The sequence below is a fragment of the Gluconobacter sp. P1D12_c genome (genome assembly GCF_018812105.1).
GTDB classification, from domain to species: domain Bacteria; phylum Pseudomonadota; class Alphaproteobacteria; order Acetobacterales; family Acetobacteraceae; genus Gluconobacter; species Gluconobacter oxydans_A.
The window spans coordinates 1-451 of the sequence record NZ_JACSIQ010000461.1 but is presented as its reverse complement, the minus strand read 5'-3'; the positions used below and the strand labels follow the sequence as shown (position 1 = coordinate 451).

Here is a 451-nt window from a genome sequence, read left to right as displayed (position 1 = left end):
CACCCGTCCCGGCCAGCGCATGAAGAGCATGACCATCGTGAAACCCAATCGGGAGGTTTCTCAGCGGCGGGTTGCGATCAGATCGAAGTCATCCTGGCTGAGTGTAAAATGTCTCGTGATCTCGCGATCATCGACAGAAGGCTCGTAATGTCGGGCGAGAGCTTCACGGGTCAGAAGACGGCGCCGCGCCATGATCGGATGTCTCCTTCATGTGTCCGGAAGGGGATCGTTGGACGGACTGTCCCGGACAAGTGCAACACGTCATGGAATACAGCCGTGTGCTGTGTCTCATAAAGGTGGTACCATATGTTTTGCAGTCATGGGGCCTTATACGTTACACTTTCCCGTATGACACACATAATGATCGGCTATGCCCGCTGCTCGACGGACAAACAGGATCTCGCGGCCCAGCATCAGGAACTGCTCAAACTCGGTGTTTCTGCCGATCGTA

Annotated in this window: 1 protein-coding gene and 1 pseudogene; one reads left to right on the top strand and one right to left on the bottom strand. The window is 55.0% G+C overall.

Features of this window, described 5'->3' with window-relative positions; translation table 11 throughout:
- A pseudogene (locus tag KP705_RS17680) lies at window positions 1-192 on the bottom strand (DUF4158 domain-containing protein); the annotation flags it as partial.
- A gap of 156 nt (window positions 193-348) precedes the next feature.
- Here KP705_RS17680 and KP705_RS21260 point away from each other — a divergent pair.
- Window positions 349-451: recombinase family protein (locus KP705_RS21260; RefSeq protein WP_215765226.1), on the top strand; the 103-nt coding region annotated here is incomplete at its 3' end.